This is a genomic window from Mesorhizobium sp. M0045 (genome assembly GCF_040323385.1).
Taxonomy (GTDB): domain Bacteria; phylum Pseudomonadota; class Alphaproteobacteria; order Rhizobiales; family Rhizobiaceae; genus Mesorhizobium.
Genome location: NZ_JAMYUY010000011.1, coordinates 22,247 through 47,713, shown reverse-complemented (window position 1 = coordinate 47,713; position 25,467 = coordinate 22,247). Strand labels below are relative to the sequence as shown.

The 25,467-nt window shown below is 61.6% G+C and carries 22 protein-coding genes; 8 read left to right on the top strand and 14 right to left on the bottom strand.

Annotation, left to right across the window (positions count from 1 at the left end; translation table 11 throughout):
• Positions 1 to 59: 59 nt before the first annotated feature.
• A complete protein-coding gene (locus tag NKJ72_RS18445) occupies positions 60 to 1,325 on the bottom strand; it encodes an NAD(P)/FAD-dependent oxidoreductase (RefSeq protein WP_352478817.1) in 1,266 nt (421 codons plus the stop codon).
• A gap of 180 nt (positions 1,326 to 1,505) precedes the next feature.
• On the opposite strand from NKJ72_RS18445, the gene NKJ72_RS18440 reads away from it, so the two are divergent.
• Positions 1,506 to 2,162 (top strand): 5-formyltetrahydrofolate cyclo-ligase, encoded by a 657-nt coding sequence (locus NKJ72_RS18440; RefSeq protein WP_352478816.1) that lies wholly within the window; start codon positions 1,506 to 1,508, stop codon positions 2,160 to 2,162.
• Positions 2,163 to 2,174: 12 nt separating this feature from the next.
• Here the strand turns inward: NKJ72_RS18440 and NKJ72_RS18435 are convergent, their stop codons facing one another.
• Positions 2,175 to 2,648 (bottom strand): Lrp/AsnC family transcriptional regulator, encoded by a 474-nt coding sequence (locus NKJ72_RS18435; RefSeq protein ID WP_023675099.1) that lies wholly within the window; start codon positions 2,646 to 2,648, stop codon positions 2,175 to 2,177.
• A gap of 157 nt (positions 2,649 to 2,805) precedes the next feature.
• On the opposite strand from NKJ72_RS18435, the gene ald reads away from it, so the two are divergent.
• Positions 2,806 to 3,921: an alanine dehydrogenase gene (gene ald, locus NKJ72_RS18430; RefSeq protein ID WP_352478815.1), complete on the top strand. Its 1,116-nt coding sequence runs from the start codon at positions 2,806 to 2,808 to the stop codon at positions 3,919 to 3,921.
• Positions 3,922 to 4,118: 197 nt separating this feature from the next.
• Positions 4,119 to 5,420: an outer membrane protein gene (locus tag NKJ72_RS18425; protein WP_352478814.1), complete on the top strand. Its 1,302-nt coding sequence runs from the start codon at positions 4,119 to 4,121 to the stop codon at positions 5,418 to 5,420.
• A gap of 218 nt (positions 5,421 to 5,638) precedes the next feature.
• Here NKJ72_RS18425 and NKJ72_RS18420 read toward each other — a convergent pair whose 3' ends face one another.
• The 6 genes from NKJ72_RS18420 to NKJ72_RS18395 form a co-directional block, all read right to left on the bottom strand.
• Complete coding sequence (locus tag NKJ72_RS18420) at positions 5,639 to 6,106, bottom strand: DUF1203 domain-containing protein (RefSeq protein WP_254817179.1); 468 nt, start codon at positions 6,104 to 6,106, stop codon at positions 5,639 to 5,641.
• 77 nt (positions 6,107 to 6,183) lie between these two features.
• Positions 6,184 to 6,990 carry a 4-hydroxy-tetrahydrodipicolinate reductase gene (gene dapB, locus NKJ72_RS18415; RefSeq protein WP_352478813.1) on the bottom strand — a complete coding sequence of 269 codons (807 nt, stop codon included), beginning with the start codon at positions 6,988 to 6,990 and terminating at the stop codon, positions 6,184 to 6,186.
• A 145-nt stretch (positions 6,991 to 7,135) separates the two neighbouring features.
• The gene (locus NKJ72_RS18410; RefSeq protein WP_292655364.1) at positions 7,136 to 7,699 is read right to left on the bottom strand and encodes a GNAT family N-acetyltransferase; all 564 of its coding nucleotides are present in this window, start codon (positions 7,697 to 7,699) and stop codon (positions 7,136 to 7,138) included.
• Positions 7,700 to 7,704: 5 nt separating this feature from the next.
• The gene (sseA, locus tag NKJ72_RS18405) at positions 7,705 to 8,556 is read right to left on the bottom strand and encodes a 3-mercaptopyruvate sulfurtransferase (protein WP_352478812.1); all 852 of its coding nucleotides are present in this window, start codon (positions 8,554 to 8,556) and stop codon (positions 7,705 to 7,707) included.
• A 35-nt stretch (positions 8,557 to 8,591) separates the two neighbouring features.
• Positions 8,592 to 9,335 carry an alanyl-tRNA editing protein gene (locus NKJ72_RS18400; protein ID WP_352478811.1) on the bottom strand — a complete coding sequence of 248 codons (744 nt, stop codon included), beginning with the start codon at positions 9,333 to 9,335 and terminating at the stop codon, positions 8,592 to 8,594.
• Complete coding sequence (locus NKJ72_RS18395; RefSeq protein ID WP_352478810.1) at positions 9,335 to 10,369, bottom strand: cysteine synthase A; 1,035 nt, start codon at positions 10,367 to 10,369, stop codon at positions 9,335 to 9,337. The genes NKJ72_RS18400 and NKJ72_RS18395 overlap by 1 nt, the downstream gene beginning before the upstream one ends.
• 214 nt (positions 10,370 to 10,583) lie before the next feature.
• Between NKJ72_RS18395 and NKJ72_RS18390 the strand changes: the two genes are divergently transcribed.
• Positions 10,584 to 11,405, top strand: a complete 822-nt coding sequence (locus NKJ72_RS18390; protein WP_352478809.1) for an SDR family oxidoreductase — start codon at positions 10,584 to 10,586, stop codon at positions 11,403 to 11,405.
• Between the two features lie 236 nt (positions 11,406 to 11,641).
• On the opposite strand, the gene NKJ72_RS18385 is transcribed toward NKJ72_RS18390, so the two are convergent.
• Positions 11,642 to 13,063 carry a DEAD/DEAH box helicase gene (locus NKJ72_RS18385; RefSeq protein ID WP_352478808.1) on the bottom strand — a complete coding sequence of 474 codons (1,422 nt, stop codon included), beginning with the start codon at positions 13,061 to 13,063 and terminating at the stop codon, positions 11,642 to 11,644.
• A 387-nt stretch (positions 13,064 to 13,450) separates the two neighbouring features.
• On the opposite strand from NKJ72_RS18385, the gene NKJ72_RS18380 reads away from it, so the two are divergent.
• A complete protein-coding gene (locus tag NKJ72_RS18380; RefSeq protein WP_352478807.1) occupies positions 13,451 to 14,983 on the top strand; it encodes an acyl-CoA carboxylase subunit beta in 1,533 nt (510 codons plus the stop codon).
• A 172-nt stretch (positions 14,984 to 15,155) separates the two neighbouring features.
• On the opposite strand, the gene NKJ72_RS18375 is transcribed toward NKJ72_RS18380, so the two are convergent.
• Together NKJ72_RS18375 and NKJ72_RS18370 are read right to left on the bottom strand one after the other, a co-directional pair.
• A complete protein-coding gene (locus tag NKJ72_RS18375) occupies positions 15,156 to 17,159 on the bottom strand; it encodes a hypothetical protein (RefSeq protein ID WP_352478806.1) in 2,004 nt (667 codons plus the stop codon).
• Complete coding sequence (locus NKJ72_RS18370) at positions 17,156 to 18,685, bottom strand: NAD(P)H-hydrate dehydratase (protein ID WP_352478805.1); 1,530 nt, start codon at positions 18,683 to 18,685, stop codon at positions 17,156 to 17,158. The genes NKJ72_RS18375 and NKJ72_RS18370 overlap by 4 nt, the downstream gene beginning before the upstream one ends.
• 364 nt (positions 18,686 to 19,049) lie before the next feature.
• Between NKJ72_RS18370 and NKJ72_RS18365 the strand changes: the two genes are divergently transcribed.
• Together NKJ72_RS18365 and glnA are read left to right on the top strand one after the other, a co-directional pair.
• Positions 19,050 to 19,388 carry a P-II family nitrogen regulator gene (locus tag NKJ72_RS18365; protein WP_019857988.1) on the top strand — a complete coding sequence of 113 codons (339 nt, stop codon included), beginning with the start codon at positions 19,050 to 19,052 and terminating at the stop codon, positions 19,386 to 19,388.
• Between the two features lie 53 nt (positions 19,389 to 19,441).
• Positions 19,442 to 20,851 (top strand): type I glutamate--ammonia ligase, encoded by a 1,410-nt coding sequence (gene glnA / locus NKJ72_RS18360; protein WP_254817166.1) that lies wholly within the window; start codon positions 19,442 to 19,444, stop codon positions 20,849 to 20,851.
• 118 nt (positions 20,852 to 20,969) lie between these two features.
• Here the strand turns inward: glnA and NKJ72_RS18355 are convergent, their stop codons facing one another.
• Positions 20,970 to 22,010 carry a glutamine synthetase beta-grasp domain-containing protein gene (locus tag NKJ72_RS18355; protein ID WP_352478804.1) on the bottom strand — a complete coding sequence of 347 codons (1,041 nt, stop codon included), beginning with the start codon at positions 22,008 to 22,010 and terminating at the stop codon, positions 20,970 to 20,972.
• 319 nt (positions 22,011 to 22,329) lie between these two features.
• Here NKJ72_RS18355 and NKJ72_RS18350 point away from each other — a divergent pair, with 319 nt between their 5' ends.
• The gene (locus NKJ72_RS18350) at positions 22,330 to 22,524 is read left to right on the top strand and encodes a DUF2735 domain-containing protein (RefSeq protein WP_292660390.1); all 195 of its coding nucleotides are present in this window, start codon (positions 22,330 to 22,332) and stop codon (positions 22,522 to 22,524) included.
• Between the two features lie 76 nt (positions 22,525 to 22,600).
• Here the strand turns inward: NKJ72_RS18350 and NKJ72_RS18345 are convergent, their stop codons facing one another.
• Together NKJ72_RS18345 and NKJ72_RS18340 are read right to left on the bottom strand one after the other, a co-directional pair.
• On the bottom strand, positions 22,601 to 24,490 hold the full coding sequence (locus NKJ72_RS18345; RefSeq protein ID WP_352478803.1) for an MFS transporter: 1,890 nt from the start codon (positions 24,488 to 24,490) through the stop codon (positions 22,601 to 22,603).
• A 185-nt stretch (positions 24,491 to 24,675) separates the two neighbouring features.
• A complete protein-coding gene (locus NKJ72_RS18340) occupies positions 24,676 to 25,467 on the bottom strand; it encodes an ATP12 family chaperone protein (RefSeq protein ID WP_352478801.1) in 792 nt (263 codons plus the stop codon).

Genomic DNA, 25,467 nt, shown 5'->3' with positions numbered 1-25,467 from the left:
CCAGAAGCCGATTCCATCAAGAGGAGGTGACGCGCCGATGAATGTCCGGCAGCGAACAATCAGCCCTTATCGTCGTCGCCCTGGGTGATCAACCGCGCGCTGCGCTGACCGGTGAAGTAGATCCATAGCCAGCTCAGGGAAACCGCAAGCCGGTTACGAAAGCCGATCAGGAAGTAGATATGCGCCAAGCCCCACAGCCACCAGGCAAGCCGGCCGGTGAGCTTGATCCAGCCGAAATCGATGGCCGCGGCGCGCTTGCCGATCGTCGCCAGATCGCCGTCATGCCTGTAGCTGAAAGGACGCGGTGTCGCGTCACCGGCAAGCCTTGCCTTGATCGTCGCGGCGACGTGCCGTCCCTGTTGCTTGGCGGCGGGCGCGACGCCCGGCACCAGCCGGCCATCCGGCCGCAGGACGTGCGCTGCGTCACCGATGACGAAAATCTCCCGGTTTCCCGGCACACTCAGGTCGGGCTCGACAAGCACTCTGCCCGCGCGGTCCGCTGCCGCGCCGAGCCATTCGGCGGCCGGCGAAGCGGCGACGCCCGCCGCCCACAGGATTGTCCTGGCCGGCAAGTGTGTGTCGCCGAAGACGACACCCTCGGCATCGCAGCGCGTAACCGCCCGGCCGAGTTCGACGGTCACGCTGAGCCGTTCGAGCGCCTTCGTTGCATAACCGGAGAGTTCGGGAGCGAAATTGGACAGGATGCGGTCGCCGGCCTCAATCAGCACCACACGCGTCTGCCGCGTGTCGATGTTGCGGAACTCGCCGCGCAGCGTGTCGTGCGCCAGCTCAGCAATAGTGCCGGCCAGTTCCACGCCGGTCGGCCCGCCGCCGACGATCGCCAGCGTCAGCAATGCCTGACGGTTGGCGGGATCGGTTTCCCGTTCGGCCCGCTCGAAAGCTAAAAGAATACGCCGTCGAATGGTGGTGGCATCCTCCAGCGTCTTCAGGCCCGGGGCAAACGGTTCCCATTCGTCATGGCCGAAATAGGCGTGCCGCGCGCCGGTCGCCAGCACAAGCGTGTCGTAAGCGACCGTGCCGCCGTCCTGCAGCAGCACGCGCTTGCCGGTGCGGTCGATGCCGGTAACGGTGGCGAGCAGCGTCGTCACGTCATCGCGCTTGCGCAGGAGATGGCGGATCGGCCAGGCCACTTCGGAGGTGGCCAGCGCCGTCGTCGCCACCTGGTAGAGCAGTGGCTGAAAGAGGTGATGATTACGCCTGTCGATCATGGTGATGCGCACCGGCGCGTGGGCAAGTGCGCGGGTGAATTCGAGACCGCCGAATCCGGCGCCTACGACGACGACGTGATGGTTGGCTGTGTTCATCTCACTCATCCCTCTCGCCAAGGCTGATGTAAGTGTCGTTGTGCAGTGCAGCAATGCCTGCGCTGCAACTAACTGGGAGTCGTCTCTTGATGTCGTGAATACGCATGCTGCAGACTCGTTCCCAGATATAGCCTGCGTCCAGGATACGACTTGGTTGGAACTGTATATTGCAGGTGAAGCATGGCTAGGGATGAAGATGAAGGCTCAGCGCAGTACGCCTCGCCGCCTTGTTTTATGCACGAGCTCGACCCGGAGTTCCAAGCGCCGCTATCCGACTGGACCGACGTAAGGCGCTGGCGCAAGGCCGAGCGCCAGCGATTGATCGCATCCCGCCTTGCCGTTTCAGCCGACACGCGCGCAGCCATGTCGCAGCGCATTGCCGAAGGGCTCGACGCGATGATCGGTGACATCGCCGGCCGCGTGGTCAGCCTCTATTGGCCGTTTCGCGGCGAGCCGGACCTGCGCCCGTGGATGGAAACCGTCGACGCGCGGGGCGGGCGCACGGCGTTGCCCGTCGTCGTCGAGAAAGACCGGCCGCTTGTCTTTCGCGCCTATACCCACGGAGACCGGCTGGAGAAGGGCGTCTGGAATATCCCGATACCGGCTGACGGCGATCCGGTGTTACCCGACATCGTCATTTCGCCGATTGTCGGCATCGATCCTGAGCAGTTTCGCCTGGGCTATGGCGGCGGCTTCTTCGATCGTACGCTTGCCGCGATGCCCTTCAAACCGCTGGTCATCGGCGTCGGCTACGAACTGCAGCGCATCGTCACCATCTACCCGCAGCCGCACGACATTCCGATGGACCGTGTGGTGACCGAGGCAGTCAACACCTAGGCGAGTTCGGGCCTAGGCGAGTTCAGGTTTCATTCCCACCGCTGTGCGATCGACGATTTCGCGCAAGGCAAAAGACGAATTGATCTTCGTCACATGCGGCATTGCCGACAGCCACTCCTTGTGGATACGTTCGTAGTCGACGAGATCCTTTGCCGCTATACGCAGGATGTAGTCATATTCGCCCGACATCAAATGGCAGGATAGGACGTTCGGGCAGCGCTTTATCGCTGCCTCGAAATCCGACAACGTCTTCTCGAATTGCCCGGACAGCGATATATGCACGATCGCCGTCATCTGGTGCCCAAGTGCAGCGTTGGACAGCCGGGCGTGATAGCCGCGGATGGTTCCGGATTTCTCCAGATTGTCCAGCCGCCGCGAACAGGCCGACTGCGATAGGCCGACCTTCTCGGCGAGCGCTGCATTGGGTATGCGCCCATCCTTCTGCAACGTCTCAAGAATGGCGATATCAATCCTGTCGAGCGGCATTTTTGCGAGTTCCTGCGACAATTGCAATGTTTTGCGCAACGATTATCGAAGAGTCGCCTCTCAGGCAAGCGCATTCGCAAACACTTATCGAGCGATTCGTGGTTCACTATCTCTAGACAGGGAACGAGCCCCAAAGGGCCGGATCAGGAGAAAAAAGATGCGCGTCGGCTGCCCCCGGGAAATCAAGAATCACGAATACCGCGTCGGCCTGACACCGGGCTCGGTCCGCGAATATGTCGCGCATGGCCATGAAGTGCTTGTCGAGACCGGCGCCGGTGCAGGCATCGGCGCCGATGACAACGCGTATCGCGCTGCCGGCGCCACGATCGCCAAGACGGCAGCCGACGTGTTTGCCAAGTCCGACATGATCGTGAAGGTCAAGGAGCCGCAGGCCAACGAATGGGTTCAGCTCCGCGATGGCCAGATCCTCTATACCTATCTACATCTTGCCCCGGATCCGGAGCAAACCAAGGGCCTGTTGGCCTCCGGCGTGACCGCGATAGCTTACGAGACGGTCACCGACGAGCGCGGCGGCCTCCCGCTCTTGGCGCCGATGTCGGAAGTTGCCGGCCGCCTGTCGATCCAGGCGGGCGCCACGGCGCTGCAAAAGGCCAATGGCGGCCGCGGCGTGCTACTTGGCGGCGTGCCCGGCGTGCTCCCCGGCAAGGTCACCGTGCTCGGCGGCGGCGTTGTCGGCCTGCATGCCGCACGGATGGCGGCCGGCCTCGGCGCCGACGTCACTATTATCGACCGCTCGATCCCGCGCCTGCGTCAGCTCGACGACATCTTTGGCGGCCGCGTTCACACCCGCTACTCGACCGTCGAGGCGCTGGAGGAAGAATGTTTTTCGGCTGACATAGTCGTCGGCGCCGTGCTGATCCCGGGGGCAGCAGCGCCCAAGCTGGTGACGCGCGAAATGCTGTCGGGCATGAAGAAAGGAGCCGTGCTGGTCGACGTCGCCATCGACCAGGGCGGTTGTTTCGAGACCTCGCACGCCACCACCCATGCCGAGCCGACCTATGAAGTCGACGGCATCATCCATTATTGCGTCGCCAACATGCCGGGCGCGGTGCCGGTCACCTCGGCCCACGCGCTCAACAATGCTACGCTGCACTATGGCCTGCAGCTCGCCAACAAGGGCCTCAAGGCGCTGGTAGACGACCACCATCTGCGCAACGGGCTTAACGTCCACAAGGGCAAGATAACGAATCGCGCGGTGGCCGAAGCGCTCGGTTACGAACTGGTCGAGCCGAAGGCCGTTCTCGCGGCCTGATTTCCAACCGTTTGTTCCTGATGAGTCGCCGATGCTGTCGGCGGCTGCTTGTTCACAGGCAATTTTCTCGGTCTACAGCCGGTCTTGCCCGCATCTGGTGCCCGTTTGATGCAATGTGCTCTTTCTGTGGCTTTTTTGTTACAGCCGCCACAATGAGCCGATGCTACGTAGATGCCGGGTTCACCAGGGGCAGGGTAATGATCAGCAGAAAATTCACGAAATCTCTTCTTCTCGGCGCAGTTTCTGTTCTGGCGCTTGGGTCGGTCTCTCATGCCGCCGACGTGGTCGAACCGGTCGTGGAGACGGCGGGCTTCAACTGGAGTGGCATCTACGTCGGCTTTGGCGTTGGCGCCGGGGCGAACGTCCACGAGTTGAGCAGCGACTTCATTCCTGGGGTGTCGTTCAACGGTATTGGTGGCGAAGGCCTGTACGGTGAACTCACCGTTGGGTATGACTATATGGTGGCGCCGCGGTTCCTGATCGGCGGACTTCTGGACGCTCATGCCGGCAACATCGAAACCTCCCTCGACGTTGCTGGATTCGACGCATCGGTCAAAGAGACCTATGGTTTCGACGCTGGCTTGCGGGCAGGCTACCTCTTCACGCCAAACACTTTGGGCTATGTCCTTGGTGGCTATTCATGGCAGAAATACAAATTTGACACGAGCGCAGGTTTTGACTTCGACTGGGACCAGAGCGGCTACTTCGTCGGAGCCGGCGTCGAGACGGCCATCAACAGCAACTGGACCATCAAAACCGAATATCGTTTTACGCAATTCAGCACCAACGATGATGTCCTTTCCGAGTTCGGTGTACCGGATGGCGCAATCAACCTCGATACATCGCGTCACACGTTCCAGGTAGCAGCCAATTATCGTTTTGGCGCCCAGAATGGCGGTGTCTCTTCCTTTGAGGCACCTACCTACAACTGGACCGGCTTCTATATCGGCGGTGCGGGCGGCGCGGGTGCGTCGGTGCATCAGATCAATGTTCCGCCGCTTGGCGACCTGGAGTTCAACGGTATCGGCGGCGAAGGCGTGTTTGGCGAATTGAACGCCGGCTACGATCATGACTTCGGCAGCTGGGTTGCCGGCGTTATGGTTGATGCTCGCTACTCCGGCATGACCTCGGAGCTGGAAGTGCCCGGCGGGTCCATTAATCTGGACACCGACTATGGTTTCGATGTGCTGGGCCGGGTCGGTTTGAAGGTCAACGAATCAACCCTCGCCTATGTGCTTGGCGGTTACAGCTGGCAGCATTTCGATCTGAACGCATCTTCACCCATCGGCGACATCATCGATTGGGGCTCGAGCGGCTTCTCGGTCGGTGGTGGTTTGGAAGCGGCCGTGACCAACAACGTAACTGTCGGTCTCGAATATCGTTATTCGCAGTTTGCCGAGAAGGATATTCTGGAGGAGTTTGGAGGGCCGAGCGATGTCCTCACCACCACTCCTTCTTTCCACACCGTCCGTATCGGTGCGAAGTATAAGTTCAACTAAGGCCCTCCAGGCAAATCGTTCAAGCCCGCCGGCTAATCCCGGCGGGTTTTTTGTTTTGCGAACAATGCAGGCACAAAAAAGCGGAGCCAAAGCCCCGCTTCCTCGGTTATCGAGATTTCCGCCGATTCATCCGCGGTCGGCAAATCGATCGACAGTCTCTTTCTACCGCTTGTATGCGACGGGAGTGCGACAGGCCCAAGCCGGTGCAGCCTGTTCGGTTACGCGCGGTCGATCCGGCACTGATAGCAATTGTTGCGGGCCGAGCGGATGTGGACGTAAGCAATGTCGTCGCGTTTGAACAACGTCTCTGCCCGTGCGGCAATGGCGTCGGTCGGAATGACGCCGCCGCTACCGTAAACAATACGGTCGTCCTTGCCATAACCGCGCACGATGTAATCGCTGCTTTCGAGCATTTCTGGAAGCAACTCAACCTCGGCAGCGCGTTCGCATTCTTCCGCATGCAGAAAGATCGGCCCGGTTTCGGCATAAGGCTGCAGCTCCGGAAAAGGCCTATAGGCCAGAACAAGATAGGCTTCCCCCGCAGCAACATTCTTCAAGCAATGACGGCAAGGCACGCCGTCGCCGTCCGAAATCTGCCGCTCTGGCATCAGGCCATAAGCATCCGCCCCGCCGCGCTGAAGTGCCCGGACTGCGTCGGTTGGCAAGGCTTTGAATCTTATCGTCATGGCAAAATCTCCGGTGTCGTTGACCGGAAATTATGCTCGCAAGACAGAGCTTCCCACCCGATTCCTGCCGAAATGGATCAGTCCATCAGCGCGTCGAGACCGCGAACCAGACCCTTGATCTGCTGTACCCGTCTGATGGCGAGCAGCGTGCCCGCCACATAGGGTGCCGCGGACGAGCCGGCGTCGTGGCGGATGGTCAGCCGCTCGTCTGGCAGGCCGAACAGCGCCTCGCAGGACAGGATGTAGGACGGCAGGCGAAGCGCGTGCACTTGCACCCCCTCGCCTGCGCCGACCGCACCCCCGCGTGTAGCCGGCACGCCAGAGACCTCGGAGACCGGCTTTGCCGTTGAGGCCTTGCGGATGTCGGCCAGCGCCTCAGCAAGCTCCCGTGCGGTACCGGAGGGCGCGTCGGGCTTCTTTGCACTGGCATAATCGATGACCTCGACATCCGGCACGTATTTTGCCGCCATAAGTGCAAACCGCTTCATCAGCGTGGCGGTGATGGAAAAGTTGCCGGCGGCAACGACGCCGACGCCGTTGGCGCGCGCCGCGGCATCGATGTCGGCATAGTCGGCAGCACCCAGTCCCGATGTGCCGATCACAGCGTGCCGTCCCTTGTCGATGGCGAGCAGCACATGGTCTTTCACGACATGCGGCTTGGTGAAGTCGACCAGTACGTCCGACGGCGCCTCCAGCGCCTCGGCCAGCGAAGCCGAAACGACAATACCATTAGCCGGCATGCCAACCAGCAGACCGGAATCCTGCCCAGCACCGCTGCGGGACACGGCCCCGGCCAGCGCCATGTCGCCTTGCGCCGCGATCGCCGGAACTAGCGCCTTGCCGACCCAGCCCGTCGCACCGGCCATTACCGCCCGTATTGTCATCGTGCGATCCTCCATCACCATCGGTTTTTAGACGACAGCGATATGGAAAGTGCCCGGCTCATACAAGTCGGACCCGCCTTTGAGTGTTGATCCAGACCCTGGGCGTGGCAACGACAAGCTGAAGCCTGGATGAACGGGCCTGAAATCAGGGCCGCATGACGCTGGCCGCGCGCTCGGCGAAAGACATCGGATGCACGACCTCTTTTTTTTGCGCCACTGGCGTAAAGCCTAGTTTTTGATAGAGCGGCAGTGCTGCTGGGTGATCGAGGGTGCAGGTTTGCACGGTTACCCGCCTTGGCCCGTGCGACCACGCCGCGGCGATTGCCGCACCGAGGAACCAGCGGCCGATGCCTTGCCCGGTCGCGTGCTCCATCATTCCGAAATAAGCGAGTTCCACTTCCTCCGGCAAATGCGGCTTGAGGTCGAAGAAGCCGGCCGGCGCACCATCCAGATAAAGCACCCTGATGTCGCGGTCCTCGCGGTGAATGCCCGCCGCAAGCTCCTCGTCGCTCAGCCTCAGCACATTGACCCAGTGCCATTTGCGGCCGACCCGATCCATCAAATAGCGGTAGAAATGCAGCGGAATGTCTTTGGTCTTGAGCAGCGCGATCTGGCGGTTGTACGGCAGAGGCGGCGAATAGGCAGGCGGCACATGCATTTCGAGAAACGTCACGGTGACGTCGATGTCTTCCAGCGATCCGTCTTCCATCACCGTCAGTCCTTGCCCGTCACGACGGGCGTGTCGGAAAGCCCGCCCCATTCGGTCCACGAACCGTCATAAAGCCTGTTGTCGGCATGGCCAAGCGTCTCCAAAGCCAGCGTGATGGCTGCCGCGGTGACGCCCGACCCGCAGGAGGTGACGACCGGCTTCGACAGGTCGATGCCCGCTCCTTCGATCACGTTGCGTAGCCTGTCCTTTGGCAACAATTCGCCGTTTTCCGAAAGCGCCGAAAACGGCACGTTGTGCGCGCCCGGCATATGACCGGAGCGGATGCCGGGGCGCGGCTCCGGCTCGGTGCCGGCAAAACGGCCAGGCGAGCGCGCGTCGGCGATCTGGCTCTCCCCCGTCTCGACGATCCGGCGCATATCGGCAAGGCTGGCGACGCGGGCGGCATCGAAGTTGGCATAAAACACGCAAGGCGCGATCTTCGTCAGCTCCGCCGTCACCGGCCGTCCGGCGGCTTTCCAACGGTCGAAGCCGCCGTCGAGAATATAGACCTGGAATACGCCCATGACGCGAAACAACCACCAGGCGCGCGGTGCAGAAAAGAACCCTGGCCCGTCATAGACAACAATCGTGTCATCGGCCGAAATACCCATCGCGCCGACATATTGCGCGAAATGCTGCGGCGACGGCAGCGTGTGCGGCAGAGCCACGTCGGGGTCCGAAACCGCATCCTGGTCAAGGAAGCGGGCGCCTGGAATATGCGCTGCGTCATACTCCGCGCGCGCGTCGCGCTTTTGGGCCGGCAGATACCAAGACGCGTCGACAATCGTCAGGCCGGGCTTGCCGAGCTGCTTCTGCAACCAATCGGCATCGATGGTGAAAGGACTGTCGTCGGCCATCTTTTCTCTCCTGTCCCGCCTGTCGCAGTCCTATATCAGGCTGGCGGCATAGGACCAAAGCGAATGCGGAAGCGCCGGTTCTCGCGGCCCTTCTTCTCGATCTTGCCGATATGGATCTCGCCGATTTCGCCGGTGCTCTTTACATGGGTGCCGCCGCAAGGCTGGCTGTCGATCGAGGCGTTCTCGCCGATGCAGACCAATCGGATCTTTCCCGTGCCAGCCGGAGGCCGCACATTCTTGGATTTCACCAGGCCCGGATTGTATGCCAGTTCCTCGTCGGAAATGAGCCGGGTGAAGATCGGGTGGTCGGCCCGCACCAGCTCCATCAGTCTGGCCGTCACGTCTTCCTTGGTAAAGCCGGCGTCCGGGATGTCGAAATCGATACGGCTGTCGTCCTCGGAAACCGCGGCGCCGGTGATCGGGAACGGGCAGACGACGGTAAGCAGGTGGCAGGCAGAATGCATGCGCATCAGCAACTGCCGCCGCGGCCAGTCGATGGCGAGCCGCATGCGCTCGCCCACCTTTGGAACTGCCTGCTCCAGCGCCGGCACATGGATGATCTCGTCGTTGGTTTCGCCGGTGATCGTAGCGGCAATCGCTATGCCGGTGCCGTCGGCGCGCTCGAGGCTGCCGGTGTCGCCCGGCTGCCCGCCCGACGTGGCGTAAAACACCGTCCGGTCCAGAATGATGCCGCCGCGATCGTTGACTGCGACGACAGTGGCGTCGGCCGTCCCCAGATAGGCGTCGTCACGAAACAGCGCTTCGGTCTTGTGCGCCATCACGCAACCCTTTCGAACGGTACCGAAATCGTGCTCTGTTGCTCCATCCACCCCGGCACCGGCAGCTTCTTTTCGCGCAGGAATTCAGGATTGAACAGCTTCGACTGGTAGCGCGTGCCGTAGTCGCAAAGCATGGTCACGATGGTGTGGCCGGGGCCTAGCTCGCGCGCCAGGCGAATGGCGCCGGCAATGTTGATGCCGGTCGAACCGCCAACGCAAAGCCCCTCCTCCTGGATCAGGTCGAATATGATCGGCAGTGCGTCCTCGTCGGGGATCTGGAAAGCAAAATCGGGTGTAAAGCCTTGGAGATTGGCGGTGATCCGCCCCTGCCCGATGCCTTCGGTGATCGAACTGCCCTCGGATTTCAGCTCGCCGCTGGTGTAGAAGGAATAGAGCGCAGCCCCCAGCGGATCGGCCAGCGCTATCTTGACTTGGCTGTTCTTGGCCTTCAGCCCGAAACCGACGCCTGCCAGAGTGCCGCCGGAACCGACCGCCGACACGAAACCATCCACCTTGCCGTCGGTCTGGTTCCAGATTTCTTCGGCCGTAGTACGGATATGGCCGTCACGGTTGGCGACATTGTCGAACTGGTTGGCCCAGATCGCGCCGTTCGGCTCGGTCTTCGCCATCTGCTCGGCCAGCCGGCCCGACAGCTTCACGTAGTTGTTCGGGTTCTTGTAAGGCACGGCGGGCACTTCGATCAGCTCGGCGCCGAGCAGTTTGATTGTATCCTTCTTCTCCTGGCTCTGGGTGTCGGGAATGACGATCACCGTGCGGTAGCCGAGCGCCTTGGCAACCAGTGTCAAGCCGATGCCGGTGTTTCCGGCCGTCCCCTCGACGATGACGCCGCCGGGCCGCAGCAACCCACGCTGCTCCGCATCGCGGATGATAAACAGGCCGGCGCGGTCCTTGACCGACTGCCCGGGATTCATGAATTCGGCCTTGCCCAGGATCTCGCAGCCGGTTTCTTCCGAGGCCTTGTTGAGGCGGATCAGGGGCGTGTTGCCGATCACGTCGATCACAGAACGGGGCATGGAGATTCCTTTGTGGGTGCGGCGAAACCCTAGAAACCCGAAGCTTCGGTTTCAAGGCAAGAATTTGCCTGGTCCAGTCGCATTCGCACACTGCAATTCCTGCACCCAGGGGCGCCCAGCCGGTATTCATTTCAACGATGTACCGAAAAGCACTCTTTTCATTCGATTTCTTCACCGGTAGAGCGCAGGTTAAGAAGAGCCGGCGGGGCGCAGCATGACACTCTATTTGGCCAATCCGAAGCATGGCGTCGCCTGGATTACGGGCGGCAGCAGCGGTATCGGCCGTTCGCTGGCCAAGGATCTTGCCGCTCAGGGCTATGTCATCGCGGTGACTGCGCCCGATGACCATCCGATCGATACGCTCATCGTCGAAACGGCGCAGATGTCGGGGCGTGTCGCAGCCTTTCCTTGCGACGTGACCGACGAAAAACGCATGGCAGAGACGGTTGCAGCGATCGAGAAAAATCTCGGTCCGATCGTGTTGGCAGTGTTCAACGCGGGAAGCTATATCGCAACGCCGGGCGAGGATCTTGTCGCGCGCAATTTCCGTGGGTCTTTCGAAGTCAATTATTTCGGCATCATCAATGGCCTGGTGCCGGTCATCGAACGCATGCGCGTACGCTCGCGCGGCCATGTCGTGCTGATCGGTTCGGTCACCGCCTATTTCGGCTGGCCCACTACCGCTGCCTATGGCGGCACCAAGGCGGCAGTCAATATCCTGGCCGAGTCGCTGAAATACGATTTCGACAAGATGAACGTCCGCATCCAGGTGATTAATCCGGGCTTTGTCGACACGCGGCTGACTGAGAAGAACTTCCTGCCGATGCCGGGCTTGATGCCGGTCAACCTGGCCTCGAGCCGTATCGCGAAAGGCATCGAATGCGGCGGCTTCGAAGTCACTTTCCCACGCCGCCTGAGCTGGACGCTGAAGCTGCTCAGGATGCTGCCGAGGCCGTTCTCCCGATGGGTGATCAGCACGGTCACCCGCTGGAATGCGCGGCCGCTGAATTTCGACCGCAAGCCACCGGTCGAATAGGATCGGTGACGGGGCGACGGATCGTGTCTGCGGGTCGCTGGGGCGCCACGTCATTGCCGGCGACGCGCTCGCGCCATCGACCACGGCTTTCCTCGCGCAGCGGATTGTCGTGTGGGTCGAGGCGGTGGTGAAGTAAACCAAAGGCCTCAAGCAAAGGGCGACCGAAGCATCACTCCGGTCGCCCTTTTCAATCGTGAGTAACCAAGCCAGGCTTGGCCGGACGCAAAACGGTCAGATTATGCCGCCCGCGCAGCCGGCCGCTTGCCGCCGAAGCGGCGCTTGTTGTTGCCCTTGAAGGGCTTGGCGCCTTCCGGCTTGCGGTCGCCCGCAAAGGCCGGCTTGTCGCCGCCGAAACGCTTCTTGGCGAAGCCGTTGTTGGCGCCGCCGGGACGCCTGCCGTCGCGACGGCCGTTGTGGTCGTTGCGATCGTTGGCCGGCTCGAAGCTGCGCTCGTTCTTCTCAGCCGGATTGCGCTGCGGATCGGGGCTGCCGAGATGATCGGCAACGATCGGCAGCTTGGTGCGGATGATACGCTCGACCTGGCGCAGCTTGGCGTTTTCCGACGGGTCGCAAAGCGTGATGGCGATGCCATCCATGCCGTTACGGCCGGTGCGGCCGATACGGTGGACATAGCTCTCCGCCTCATCCGGCAGGTCGAAATTCACCACATGGCTAATGCCGGGCACATCGATGCCGCGTGCCGCAATGTCGGTCGCCACGAGAATGCGCACCGAGCCTTCGCGGAAATCGTTGAGCGCCTTCTGGCGGGCATTCTGCGACTTGTTGCCGTGGATAACGGCGGCCTTGAAGCCGTCGCGCTCGAGGTCCTTGGTCACCCTGTCGGCGCCATGCTTGGTGCGCGAAAAGATGATAACGGACTTCATCGCCTCGTCGGCGAGCATCGTCGATAACACCTGGCGCTTCTGCTTGGTGCGGGCAAAGACGACGCCCTGCACGATCTCCGCGGCCGCAGTGCTGTGGGGGGCGACCTCGACGCGGATCGGGTTCTTCAGCAAGCCTTTCGCCAGCTCGGCGATTTCGGCCGGCATGGTCGCCGAGAACAGCACCGTCTGACGGTCCGGCGCCGTCGCCCTGGCGATGCGCTTGACGTCGTTGATGAAGCCCATGTCGAGCATGCGGTCGCCTTCGTCGAGCACCAGCCATTTGGTGTCGGCAAGTACGAGATCGCCCTCACGCACCAGATCGGTCAGCCGGCCAGGCGTGGCGATCAGGATGTCGACGCCGGGTGCAACCTTCTTGACCTGGCTGAAGCGCGAGACGCCGCCAAGCACCAGCGCGGTCGAGACATGTGCGCCCTTGGCGAGAATCTTGATGGTGTCCTCGATCTGTACGGCGAGCTCGCGCGTCGGCGCCAGGATCAGCGCACGAGCCGTCTTCGGCCGGCGCTTGGTGCCAAGCGCGATGATCTTCGACAGGATCGGCAGCGCGAACGCCGCGGTCTTGCCCGAGCCGGTCTGGGCGATGCCGAAAATGTCGCGGCCTTCGAGCTGCGGCGGGATAGCCTGCGCTTGAATCGGCTTGGGATCGGTAAAGCCTGCGCCATGGGTGGCCTTGAGCAGTGCACCACTAATTCCAAGTGCGGCGAAACCGGTCAGTTCCCAAGTGTTCTCACCGGTCAAAGTGTTTTCATTGGTCAAAATATTCTTCTTTCATACGGCTTCTGGCCGCAAACATCGATGGCGGCAGGGCGCAACCTGCCGTCGACAATTGTCATGAAACGACAAGGCGGGCGGACGTCATCGTCCACACGGCTGCGCTGTCGTGCCCGCAGGCTTCATGCCACGGGGCTTTTTCGCCACCTTGCCGATATGTCGGGAAGAGGGAAAACAGACGCAACCAGTCTCATTCGTCGAGAAGGCCGGAGTGTCCCGGCCCAAGCGCCTATGCCGCCGCATATGGCCCAGTTCGCTTCGGAATGCAAGGGGTCGGATGCTGCAGCGCAGCAAAAGCCATGGCGAAGCGGCGCTTGCGCTCACTTGCTGCCACGATTACCACAATCCAGCTTTCCGTTTTGGGGACCGGTCATGAAGGACGTGCTGAAGGAACTCGAGCGGCGCCGCGAGATCGCCCGCATGGGCGGCGGCCGAGCCCGCATCGAGGCCCAGCACAAGAAGGGCAAGCTCACCGCCCGTGAGCGCATCGACGTCTTCCTCGACGAAGGCTCGTTCGAGGAGTTCGACATGTTCGTCGAGCACCGTTCGACCGATTTCGGCATGGAGAAAACCAAGATCGCCGGCGATGGCGTCGTTACCGGCTGGGGCACCATCAACGGTCGCCCGGTCTATCTTTTCGCCAAGGATTTCACCGTGTTCGGCGGCTCGCTGTCCGAGGCACATGCCGAAAAGGTAGTCAAGGTGCAGGAGATGGCATTGCGCAACCGCGCGCCGATCATCGGCATCTACGACGCCGGCGGCGCCCGCATCCAGGAAGGCGTGGCGGCGCTCGGCGGCTACGCCGAGATCTTCCAGCGCAATGTTCTGGCCTCCGGGGTCATCCCACAGATTTCGCTGATCATGGGCCCTTGCGCAGGCGGCGACGTCTATTCGCCGGCGATGACCGACTTCATCTTCATGGTCCGCGGCACCTCCTACATGTTCGTCACCGGGCCGGATGTGGTGAAGACCGTCACCAACGAGACAGTCACCGCCGAAAGCCTCGGCGGCGCTTCCGTCCACACGACGAAGTCCTCGATCGCCGACGGAGCCTACGACAATGACGTCGAGGCGCTGTTGCAGATGCGCCGGCTGGTCGATCTGCTGCCCGCCTCCAACACGGCGGAAATTCCCGAGATCGAATGCCACCAGTCGGTCACCGATCACGATCTGTCGCTCGACAGGCTGATTCCCGACAATGCCAACAAACCCTACGACATCAAGGAGTTGATCCTTAAAGTTGCCGACGAGGGTGACTTCTTCGAAATCCAGCAGAATTTTGCGAAAAACATCGTCACCGGCTTCGGCCGTGTCGAGGGCCGCACCGTCGGCTTCGTCGCCAACCAGCCGATGGTGCTGGCCGGCGTGCTCGATGCCGACGCCAGCCGCAAGGCGGCGCGCTTCGTACGCTTCTGCGACTGCTTCTCGATCCCGATCGTCACCTTCGTGGACGTTCCGGGCTTCCTGCCCGGCACCGCGCAGGAGTATGGCGGGCTGATCAAACATGGGGCCAAGCTTCTGTTCGCCTATGCCGAAGCGACCGTGCCAAAGATCACCGTCATCACCAGAAAGGCCTATGGCGGCGCCTATGACGTTATGGCATCAAAGCATTTGCGCGGCGACATGAACTATGCCTGGCCTACGGCGCAGATTGCCGTGATGGGCGCCAGGGGAGCGGTCGAGATCATCTACCGCAAGGACATCGGCGATGCGGAGAAAATTGCTGCGCATACAAAGGCTTACGAGGATCGCTTCCTTTCGCCCTTCGTTGCCGCCGAGCGCGGCTATGTCGACGAGGTGATCATGCCGCATTCGACCCGCCGGCGCATCGCCCGCGCACTCAGGATGCTGCGCAACAAGGACATGCAGAACCCCTGGAAGAAACACGACAATATTCCGCTGTGAGGCGCTGATGTCGCGCCTGATCTGGTTTCCGCCTTGGCGAGCCTGCTGAGCGATACGATCGTCGCCGAACGCGTCCGGCATTTCGACGGTGAATGGACATCGAACATCGCCGACGACCTCGATCGATAGCTGTCCGCCTGGAGCTACTGCGGCCAATGTCAGAGTCGTCGGCCTATTCCGCTTCCGCCGCTCCGAACCCGGCTCCCATCATCGCGCTGACAGCGCCCGACCACGGCGTGGCGTGATTGTCGATGCGCATCTGGAAGATGAAGTAGGTCGGCGAGCAGAAGCCGATGCCTTTCACCTTGCCGATGCCCGGCGTATCGGGCGGCAGCGACTGGCACATGTAATCCTCGCGACAGAAATGGCCGGCCGAGCAAGCGGGACGATTACCGCGATTGACAGCGCCGCCCAGGCACTGGTCGAAATTATTGGTCGCCACGCAGGTGTCGAATTTTTTGCCGCCGACCAATCCGCAAATCTCGTTCGGCATCGGCTTGCCCGGTTTGAAGGCGGCAAAGCTGCGATCCCGATCGTCGCAGCCGCGATAGGCGATACCCGCCGGCACGCCGATCTTCGGCGGTCGGCAGGTGTAGCCAGTACGCGAAATGCCTGGCGCGAACGCCGCGAACTGGCCGGTGATGATATAGCGGTCATTGAAAGGTTGCGCCGGGTTGCTGGTGATCGAGCCGGTCAGGCACGGATGGCCGGAGAATATGTTTTCGCTGTCCTTGGGCAACAGACATTGCGCCAGCTTGGTGCGCACGCCGGACGCGGTCGCCAGCGGCGTGCAGACGGTGCCGCCGCCGCATTGCCAAGTCGCGCCGAAACGGGCTGCATCTTCCGGCATGAAGCACGGCATCGCCATTTCGGCCGGCGAATAGGCAATTTCGCTGGCATCGTTCCATGTCGCCGGCGGCGCGAAGGACAGCGGGCGGAAGCGGTTCGGTTCCTTGCCCCCGGCAGTCGCGCGCAGCCAGGCGACGCGGCGCGGGACATCGGCGTGAAGATGCGGTGAGATACCGACCTCGATGCGGTTGAGCGGCGAGGTCGTCTTGTCATCCAGGCCGATAAAGTGGAACCCGGCGGTCGAACCCGCCTGATGGCAGCCTTGGCAGGCGCCATTGTCCAGCCGCTCGACCAATGCCTCTGGCGTGCGCACCAGCTTCCGCTTGGAATAATCAAGCCCGGCTAAATCCGCGGGCTGGAACAGTGGCGTGAACGGGTGGTTGGCCTGCCTTGCGCTGCCGAAAGTCGACCATGAGACTACCTTCTTTGCCAAGAATTTATCGGGGATTTGGTAGACGCCGGAGTCGATTGCCGCGACATTGGTGCGGACATAGTCGGCAAGTCTTGCTTTCAGCGCAGCGTCGTCGGCGAGACGTGCCGTGTCGGGCGTGTTTTCCAGCGGTCTTTCACTGACAGCCCCGCCGTCGATGCCGAAAATGCGCATGAGATAGGCGGCCTGTCCGCCGAATTCGGTCTCCTGGCCGGAGGGGAAGCGGACCACTTGCGCATTGAGCTCGAGCTGCTTGAAGGTGAGCGCCGCTCTTTCCAGCGGCCCGCCGATCAGCCAGCCGGCATCGACGCTCTCGTCGAGTTGTGGTGCCCAGCGTCCGGCGACGCCGACACAACCGCCATCGGCATCCGGCGCGACATTGTAGATGGCACTGAAATTGAACGGCAGGCGCGAGGCCAAAACCTTGCCGTTCTTCTTGAAGCTGTAGGCGAGGCGATAGATGAAGCGCACTTCGCCGCAACTCGTGTCGCCTTGCAGCGCGGCGAAGTCGCGCCGATCGAGCCGGTTGACTATGCCGACGAGACGGAAGCGCGCGGCATCGGTCCTCAGCCAGCGCATGTCCATGACACGGCCGACATTGCCGTCGGTCACCTCGTAAAGCGGCCGGCCGCCGGCCTTCATCTCGGCCCACAATGCTGCGACGTCGCTTGCAATCGTTTCGACGATCGCATGATAGGCCGGCGCCTTGTCGTAGAGAGTCTTCAAATCGCCCTTGCCATCGACGCCGAAAATGCCGGCGAAACCATAGCCGTCGCTGTCAAGCTCGGCGAGAACGGCCGGGTCGTCGACGATGGTTAGCGGAGTTTCGGCGTTCGCGGCATGTACCATGGACATGGCACTAATGATCGCAACGAGCAGCGCAATCAGGCGGTTCATTCGGCAGCCATCCCGCGGCTTTCAACGAGTTCGCGCAGCACCGCCACCAGCGCCAGCGGCAGGTCCTCGGCGATCAGCCCCGGTCCGAAACGGCTGCCGGTCTCGGCATGGATCCAGACTGCCGCACAGGCCGCTTCGAAGGCTGGCATGCCCTGAGCCAGCAACCCGGCGATGATGCCCGACAGAACATCGCCCGAACCGGCCGTAGCCAGCCATGAGGCACCATTGCTGTTGATCGCTGCCCGGCCATTGGGGGCCGCAATCACTGTGTCGGCGCCCTTGTAGACGAGGATAGCACTGGCACGCTTAGCGGCGGCGCGGGCCTTGGCGAGCTTGGACAAATCGTGGTGCCCGGCGACATCGGGAAAAAGCTTGGCGAACTCGCCCTCATGCGGCGTCATCACCAGAGCCGGCGTTTTCGGTCGACGGGCGGCTTCGAACAGGGCATCCGGCGCATCGCGAAATGAGGTGATGCCGTCGGCGTCGAGCACCAGCCCGTCCATCCCGCTGCCCTGCCCATGGGCGTTGCCGAGTATGATCAGGGCAAAATCGCGCGTTTTCTTCCCGATGCCAAATCCCGGGCCAAGCACGAAGGCCGATGGGCGGCGGCTGCCGACGAATTCGTCCACATCCGCGATAGTGTCTATCTTGTGCAGCATGACCGAGGTCAGATGCGCCGCGTTCACCTGCATGGCGTTCGCCGGCGACAGCAAGGTGACGGCCCCTGCCCCGCTCCGGGCCGCGGCAAGCGCCGACAGCCGCGCAGCACCCGTCGCCGACGGTCCGCCGGAAAAGACGCCAACATGGCCGCGCTTGTATTTATGGGCGTCGACCGCCGGAACCGGAAGGCGGTCAAGCCAGAGCGCCGGAATGTTCTCGAATGTTCGCGGTTGAAGCTGCGCAACGATGCTGTTGTCTATGCCGATATCGGCGAGCTCGATGTCGCCGCACAGCTCGCGCCCCGGCAACAGCAGATGGCCTGGCTTTTTTCGCGCGAAGGTCACCGTGGTCCGGGCCCGGAAGGCCTTTCCTAACACATTGCCGCTCTCCCCTGAAACGCCCGACGGCAGGTCGACCGCCACAACCGGCAAGTTCAATTCGGCCGCAATGTCGATCACCTTGGCGGCGTCGCCGGACAGCGGCTTGGACAGCCCCGCCCCATAGAGCGCGTCAACCACGACGGAGCCCACCTCGGCAACGAAATCCGACAGCGGCCGAGCTTCAACCGGGCATTCCGAGGCAGCGAGTGCCGCATCACGGCCGCCTTTGGGCGATCCGGACGCCCACACAGAGACATCGACTGCGCTCTCCCGAAGGATGCGGGCCACGACATAGCCGTCGCCGCCATTGTTACCGGGGCCGCAAAGCACGTGGACGCGTGCCGCCGCCGGGTAGCGCTTGAGCACTACGGCGGCAACCGCGGCGCCGGCATTGCGCATCAGGCCAATACCGTCGAATGGACCGGCGGCAATCGCCAGCCGGTCGGCCTCGGCCATTTCGGAGGGAGACAAAAGTTCGTTGCTCATGAAATATCAGGCGACATGCACATCATTTCCCCAAGCATTGTCCAGTTTTTGATCCGACGCAAACAACGAAGGTCCCCAAGCAAATTTGGCGGCGCACCTCGTTCGGGACGACGGCGCGCAGCTGCTCATGAAATATCCGATCTGCCCAATTTTTGTGCGGACGGCAGGACCGGCGGTGTGTAGGCTCGAGGCGTTCATGGCACATCCGACGCAGCGAATGATGCGAATGTACATTCCTGCGCGGCATGGTATCCAAATCAAGTGAGGCTGCTCGACGCCCCATCAATTGGCACAGTTCGTGCTTGATCGAGGCGCAAGCGGGGCTCACAACCCGTCTTTTTTGGCAGTGGAGGCCACTTTTTACATGAAAAAGATCGAAGCGATCATCAAGCCGTTCAAGCTAGACGAAGTGAAAGAAGCGCTTCAGGAGGCCGGGCTGCAAGGCATCACCGTGACCGAAGCCAAGGGCTTTGGCCGCCAGAAGGGCCATACCGAGCTTTATCGCGGCGCCGAATATGTCGTCGACTTCCTGCCAAAGGTGAAAATCGAGGTCGTGCTCGGCGACGATGCGGTCGAAGCCGCGATCGAAGCTATCCGCAAGGCGGCCCAGACCGGCCGTATCGGCGACGGCAAGATCTTCGTCTCGAACATCGAGGAAGTGGTGCGCATCCGCACCGGCGAAACCGGCATGGACGCCGTCTGAATTTTCCCGTTAAAAGGCCACGTTCAAACGTCATCACATAGGGAAGCAGGGACATGACGACAGCCAAAGACATCATGAAGCAGATCAAAGACAACGACGTGAAGTTCGTTGATCTGCGCTTCACCGATCCGAAGGGCAAACTGCAGCACGTAACGATGGATGTCGTCGAGGTCGAGGAAGACATGTTTGCCGATGGCGTCATGTTCGACGGTTCCTCGATCGCCGGCTGGAAGGCGATCAACGAGTCCGACATGGTGCTGATGCCCGATGCAGATACGGTGCATATGGACCCGTTCTTCGCCCAGTCGACCATGGTCATCCTGTGCGACATTCTCGATCCGATCTCGGGAGAATCCTACAACCGCGACCCCCGCGGCACCGCCAAGAAGGCCGAGGCCTACATGAAGGCGGAAGGCATCGGCGACCAGATCTTCGTCGGTCCTGAAGCCGAGTTCTTCGTGTTCGACGACGTCAAGTACAAGGCCGATCCCTACAACACCGGCTTCAGGCTGGATTCCACCGAACTGCCGTCCAATGACGACACCGACTATGAGACCGGCAATCTCGGTCACCGGCCGCGCATCAAGGGCGGCTATTTCCCGGTGCCGCCGATCGATTCGGCACAAGACATGCGTTCGGAAATGCTCACCGTGCTCGCGGAAATGGGCGTGCGCGTTGAAAAGCACCATCACGAAGTGGCCGCCGCGCAGCACGAGCTCGGCATCAAGTTCGACACGCTGGTCCGCAACGCCGACAAGATGCTGATCTACAAATATGTCGTGCACCAGGTCGCCAACGCCTATGGGAAGACGGCCACTTTCATGCCGAAGCCGGTGTTCGGCGACAATGGCTCGGGCATGCATGTCCACCAGTCGATCTGGAAGGAAGGCAAGCCGACTTTCGCCGGCAACGAATATGCCGGCCTGTCCGAGAGCTGCCTGTTCTACATCGGTGGCATCATCAAGCATGCGAAGGCGATCAACGCCTTCACCAACCCGCTGACCAATTCCTACAAGCGCCTGGTTCCGGGCTATGAAGCGCCGGTGCTGCTCGCCTATTCGGCACGCAACCGCTCGGCCTCGTGCCGCATTCCGTTCGGCTCGTCGCCGAAATCCAAGCGCGTCGAGGTCCGCTTCCCCGATCCTGGTGCCAACCCCTATCTCGCCTTTGCCGCCATGCTGATGGCCGGCCTCGACGGCATCAAGAACAAGATCCACCCGGGACAGCCGATGGACAAGGATCTCTACGACCTGCCGCCGAAGGAATTGAAGAAGATCCCGACCGTCTGCGGGTCGCTGCGCGAAGCCCTGCAGAGCCTCGACAAGGACCGCGGCTTCCTGAAGGCCGGCGGCGTCTTCGACGACGACCAGATCGACAGCTATATCGAGCTCAAGATGGCCGAGGTGATGCGCTTCGAAATGACGCCGCATCCGGTCGAATACGATATGTATTATTCGGTGTGATCCCGAACCTCATAGTCACGTAGAAAAACCCCGGCGGAGACGCCGGGGTTTTTTATGCAATGCGATGGGAAAGAAAGTCACGGCACAGACACTCGAGGTCCGCGCCGTGAACGCATTCTCAAGCCGCCGCCGAAACCTCGGCGCTGGTCGGGACGGAGGCGATCGTCTTCAATATCTGCGAAGCGATCTGGTAGGGGTCGCCCTGCGAGTTCGGACGGCGATCCTCGAGATAGCCCTTGTAGCCGTTGTTGATAAAGGAATGCGGCACGCGGATCGAAGCGCCGCGGTCGGCGATGCCGTAGCTGAACCTGTTCCAGGGCGCGGTCTCGTGCTTGCCGGTCAAACGCTTGTCGTTGTCCGGCCCATAGACGGCGATGTGATCCATCAGGTTTTTGTCGAAGGCTGCCATCAGCGCCTCGAAATAGGTCTTGCCGCCGACTTCGCGCATATAGGCGGTCGAGAAGTTGGCATGCATGCCGGAGCCGTTCCAATCGGTGTCGCCGAGCGGCTTGCAGTGGTATTCGATGTCGATGCCGTACTTCTCGGTCAGGCGCTGCAACAAATAGCGCGCCATCCACATCTGGTCGGCGGCCTTCTTGGAGCCCTTGCCAAAGATCTGGAATTCCCACTGGCCTTTGGCTACCTCGGCGTTGATGCCTTCATGATTGATGCCGGCGGCAAGGCAAAGGTCGAGATGCTCCTCGACGATCTGCCTGGCGACGGAGCCGACATTGCTGTAGCCGACGCCAGTGTAGTACGGGCCTTGCGGCGCCGGATAGCCACTCTCGGGGAAGCCGAGCGGACGGCCGTCCTTGTAGAAGAAATATTCCTGCTCGAAGCCGAACCAGGCGCCCTCGTCGTCGAGAATGGTGGCGCGTTTGTTGGACGCGTGCGGCGTCACGCCGTCCGGCATCATGACCTCGCACATGACGAGCGCGCCATTGGTGCGGGCGGGATCCGGATAGACGGCGACCGGCTTCAAAACGCAGTCGGAGCTGTGGCCCTCGGCCTGCATGGTCGAAGAACCGTCGAAGCCCCACAGCGGAAGCTGGTCGAGCGTCGGAAACTCGGCGTAGTCCTTGACCTGCGTCTTTCCGCGGAGGTTGGGAACCGGGGTGTATCCATCGAGCCAAATGTACTCGAGCTTGTATTTCGTCATTCTAGCCTCTCGTTGCTTGATCACCGAACCCTGGATGGCGCCGGGGCGAGCCGGCCTATCCAGCAGCCGACCTGCCGGATTACTAAAATGCAATTCGTGTGCCATTCTCGCCGGCGACGGATGCGGCAAAAGTGAGGTTCTATCCGCCCAAAATCGCTGGTCCGCCGTCATGCTGCGCTCGGATCATCCACAAGCACATTTTGCACAAATAATGTGCACGTACTGATCTTTTCGTAATCATGTTGCCTAATTCGGTTGCTGAACCTATGTTGGGGAAAGGTTGAATCGGCAAGGTTCTGTCGAAGAAAGGAAACCGACAATGGAAATCACTTCCACTCGTCAGTCGGCCAAAATCCTGATGTTCCCGGTGGCAGCGCGCGCCTCTGCCTCAAATTTAAGCGGAAAGGCTAAGTTCGCGGCAGAACTTGCTTCTTTGCGCAACCGAACGGATTTCGGAAGTGCCTGGTATCATGAGGCAGCGATCGAGGAAGCGAAACAGGATCGGAAGAGCTAAGCCCTGCACTCGATAAATTGAAAAAGCCCGGCGCGATCGCTCGCGCCGGGCTTTGCTTTGAACCGGGACGGGCCGGCTACTGTTTGGTGTGCAGGTCCGTTCCGAGCGTGTCCCTGATAAAGATCATGCCGATGATCAGCGACATCGCCGCGATCACCACTGGGTACCAGAGACCGTAGTAGATATCGCCCTTGTAGGCGCTGAGCGCGAACACCGTCGCCGGCAGCAGCCCGCCGAACCAGCCATTGCCGATGTGATAGGGCAGCGACATGCCGGTGTAGCGGATGCGGGTCGGGAACATCTCGACCAGGATCGCGGCGATCGGCCCGTACACCATCGTGACGAAGACCACGAGGATGAACAGGATGGCGATCGTCATCGGCCAGTTGACCGCTGCAGGGTCGGCAAACATGGCGAAGGGACCGCCGCCGGGTACGGTGTAGACAGTGACCTCGGGGGCTCCCGCAGCCTCGTCGGCAGTCAGCAGCTTGTCCTTGATCGCCTGGTCAGTCGGAACGGTAGCCTTGTCGCCGGCGCGGATTGCCGCGGCATCGAGCTTCAGCTCAGGATTGGCCGCAATAAAGGCCTCGAGCTTCTGGTCCGGCACCTTGGCGGCTGCCCGCTTCAGCGGGTAGCCGCCATCCCGAAGTGCCGTGTAGACCGCCTTGGCGAAAGCTGCATCCTTGGCCTTGGCCTGATCGCCGGCGGCCGTGGCGTCATAAGACTCGACCGTCTCGTTGCCGATTTTGACCGACGCGGCTGTACCAGGCGCCGCAGTCGATACCACGTCGTAAGGCACCGAGTTCTTGGTCAGGAACGACGTGGCGATATCGCACGAGGTCGTGAACTTTGCAGTGCCCACCGGGTTGAACTGGAACTTGCAGTCTCCCGGTGCCGCGGTCACCGTCGCGCGTGTGTTCTGCTGCGCTGTGGCGAGCGCCGGATTGGCTGCCCAGGTCAGCGCCTTGAACAACGGGAAGGTGCAGACGATCGCCAGCGCAAGGCCGGCCATGATGATCGGCTTGCGGCCGATCTTGTCGGAGAGCCAGCCGAACACGACGAAAAAGATGGAGCCGACTGCTAGCGCGATTGCGATCATGATGTTGACCGACTGCGCGTCGACCTTGAGCACGTTGGTCAGGAAGAACAGCGCGTAGAACTGGCCATTGTACCAGACTACGGCCTGGCCTGCTGTGAGGCCGAGCAGTGCCAGCAGGGCAATCTTTGCGTTCTTCCACTGGCCGAAGGCTTCCGACAGCGGCGCCTTGGAGCCTTTGCCTTCGTCCTTCATGCGCTGGAAGGTCGGCGATTCAGAAAGCGACAGTCGGATCCATATCGAAATCCCGAGGAGCAGAAAAGAAACGATGAACGGAATGCGCCAGCCCCAGGCGGCGTAGGTTTCCTTGGCCATCGACCCCTGGACGATCAGAATGACGACCAGCGACAGGAACAGGCCGAGCGTTGCCGTCGTCTGTATCCACGACGTGTAGTAGCCGCGGCGATCGTCAGGTGCGTGCTCGGCGACATAGGTCGCGGCACCGCCATACTCGCCGCCGAGCGCCAGGCCCTGCAACATGCGCAAGATGATCAGGATCACGGGAGCGGCGATGCCCAAAGTCGCATAGCCAGGCAGCAAGCCGACCAGGAAGGTCGACAGGCCCATGATCGTCATGGTGACAAGGAAAGTGTATTTACGGCCGACAAGGTCGCCGATGCGGCCGAACAGCAATGCGCCGAACGGGCGCACGAGGAAGCCAGCGGCAAACGCCAGCAGCGCGAAAATATTGCGCGTCGCTTCCGGAATGGTTGGACTGAAAAAAGTCGAACCAATGAATACTGCCAGCGAGCCGTAGAGATAAAAATCGTACCATTCGAAAACGGTGCCGAGCGAAGAAGCGAAGATGACCTTCTTCTCCTCGCGTGTCATGCCGCGGCTTGTTTTGCCGGCGGTCGATGCCATTGCCATGAGCGTATCCTCCCGTGTGATTCCGTCAGCCCTCGATGCTGCGCGTCATCGTCCGCGTTTCCTCGCAACGCAGACTCAGTGCAGCCACCGGTGCAAAAAATGACAGAAAGCAGTGCCCAGAGGCAGACCGCCTTTGGGATTATGACTTTGGTCTAATGTGCAGTGCGAAATAGCGGGCGGTGCCGTCAGCCTTTGAGAGCTTCGAGCAGCTTGACTGCGGCCATCATGTCGCGCTTGCGGGCAGCACGGCGCGCGAGCGCCTCTGCATCATGGCCCCATTGCTCGGCTTGCCAGTCCTCGTCGACATGACCGGCAGCCCAGGCCGCCTCGCCGTCGAGCTCGCCGAAGTCGACGGCGATCGCCAGCAGCGCCGATCCGGTCAGCGAGGTCATGACGTGAATGGCGGCAAGGCGCAGCGGATCGGCACGTTGGGCAAGATGCTGGCCGAGCAGCGCGATACTCTCGCGCGGCTGTTCGACATGGATCACGCCTTCGGCGAGATGGAACCGGGCGCCGAGTGCGCTGCGCACCCAGTCGATGACCGGGTCCCAATGCTCGTTCTGCCGGTCGACTAGTCCTTGGGGCGCATCGGCGCGGTAGCAGAGCAGATCGGATGAGGCGAAGCGCAGGATGTCCTCCAGCACCGCCTGGGGATCACTGGCGACGCCATCGATTGCCGTATTGACCAGACGCATCACCGGCATCGTCACCGGGTCGATGGTCTCCTCCTGTGCGGCGAATTCGTCGGCGACGAGAGTAGCCGCCTTTTCGGTCGGCAGCGCCAGCAGCGCTTTGGCCGGCGTGCGGACGGGCTTGCCATCGAGATGGACGGCAAAACCATCTTCGACCGGCGCGACTGCGACGGTCTTGTAGAAGCGCTTCGGCAGTTGCGTCTTCATCTGGATCTGGGCGCGACGCACCGGGTCCGGATCGGAGAGCTGCTTTCCAGCTTCGAGGTCGTTCAATATGTCGCGCAT

Coding starts and splice junctions, on each gene's coding strand:
- NKJ72_RS18420 (WP_254817179.1), bottom strand. CDS start 6,106: ATGACGATAAGATTCAAAGCCTTGCCAACCGACGCAGTCCGGGCACTT.
- NKJ72_RS18345 (WP_352478803.1), bottom strand. CDS start 24,490: ATGGCAATGGCATCGACCGCCGGCAAAACAAGCCGCGGCATGACACGC.
- dapB (WP_352478813.1), bottom strand. CDS start 6,990: ATGACAATACGGGCGGTAATGGCCGGTGCGACGGGCTGGGTCGGCAAG.
- NKJ72_RS18370 (WP_352478805.1), bottom strand. CDS start 18,685: ATGAGCAACGAACTTTTGTCTCCCTCCGAAATGGCCGAGGCCGACCGG.
- NKJ72_RS18390 (WP_352478809.1), top strand. CDS start 10,584: ATGACACTCTATTTGGCCAATCCGAAGCATGGCGTCGCCTGGATTACG.
- NKJ72_RS18380 (WP_352478807.1), top strand. CDS start 13,451: ATGAAGGACGTGCTGAAGGAACTCGAGCGGCGCCGCGAGATCGCCCGC.
- NKJ72_RS18350 (WP_292660390.1), top strand. CDS start 22,330: ATGGAAATCACTTCCACTCGTCAGTCGGCCAAAATCCTGATGTTCCCG.
- NKJ72_RS18340 (WP_352478801.1), bottom strand. CDS start 25,467: ATGCGCGACATATTGAACGACCTCGAAGCTGGAAAGCAGCTCTCCGAT.
- NKJ72_RS18355 (WP_352478804.1), bottom strand. CDS start 22,010: ATGACGAAATACAAGCTCGAGTACATTTGGCTCGATGGATACACCCCG.
- NKJ72_RS18445 (WP_352478817.1), bottom strand. CDS start 1,325: ATGAACACAGCCAACCATCACGTCGTCGTCGTAGGCGCCGGATTCGGC.
- NKJ72_RS18440 (WP_352478816.1), top strand. CDS start 1,506: ATGGCTAGGGATGAAGATGAAGGCTCAGCGCAGTACGCCTCGCCGCCT.
- ald (WP_352478815.1), top strand. CDS start 2,806: ATGCGCGTCGGCTGCCCCCGGGAAATCAAGAATCACGAATACCGCGTC.
- NKJ72_RS18395 (WP_352478810.1), bottom strand. CDS start 10,369: ATGCCCCGTTCTGTGATCGACGTGATCGGCAACACGCCCCTGATCCGC.
- glnA (WP_254817166.1), top strand. CDS start 19,442: ATGACGACAGCCAAAGACATCATGAAGCAGATCAAAGACAACGACGTG.
- NKJ72_RS18375 (WP_352478806.1), bottom strand. CDS start 17,159: ATGAACCGCCTGATTGCGCTGCTCGTTGCGATCATTAGTGCCATGTCC.
- NKJ72_RS18410 (WP_292655364.1), bottom strand. CDS start 7,699: ATGGAAGACGGATCGCTGGAAGACATCGACGTCACCGTGACGTTTCTC.
- NKJ72_RS18435 (WP_023675099.1), bottom strand. CDS start 2,648: ATGCCGCTCGACAGGATTGATATCGCCATTCTTGAGACGTTGCAGAAG.
- sseA (WP_352478812.1), bottom strand. CDS start 8,556: ATGGCCGACGACAGTCCTTTCACCATCGATGCCGATTGGTTGCAGAAG.
- NKJ72_RS18425 (WP_352478814.1), top strand. CDS start 4,119: ATGATCAGCAGAAAATTCACGAAATCTCTTCTTCTCGGCGCAGTTTCT.
- NKJ72_RS18400 (WP_352478811.1), bottom strand. CDS start 9,335: ATGGCGCACAAGACCGAAGCGCTGTTTCGTGACGACGCCTATCTGGGG.
- NKJ72_RS18365 (WP_019857988.1), top strand. CDS start 19,050: ATGAAAAAGATCGAAGCGATCATCAAGCCGTTCAAGCTAGACGAAGTG.